1 protein-coding gene is annotated in these 211 nt (G+C 34.1%); it reads left to right on the top strand.

Annotated features, from left to right (window positions below):
• Positions 1–211 (top strand): hypothetical protein (locus FC90_RS09390; protein WP_162258694.1); only part of this gene is annotated, 211 nt, incomplete at both ends.

Raw genomic sequence — 211 nt, 5'->3', positions numbered from 1 at the left:
ATAAACAGATCCAAAGTTTTCCAACGGGGAATTTTCAAGGGGATTTTACAATTGATCCTCAAAATAAAAATGTTGATGCTGGTCAAGATGTTAACTTCAACATTAATCTTAAAGCAACTGGTGCGGTAACGAAATTAACGAACGTTACTTTGAAAATTACATTACCGCTTAGTGCATATGTGACTTTCACACAACCGTTAGAAAGTCTAAA

The organism is Latilactobacillus graminis DSM 20719, from assembly GCF_001436415.1.
Lineage (GTDB): Bacteria > Bacillota > Bacilli > Lactobacillales > Lactobacillaceae > Latilactobacillus > Latilactobacillus graminis.
This window is presented reverse-complemented; position numbering and strand designations above follow the sequence as displayed.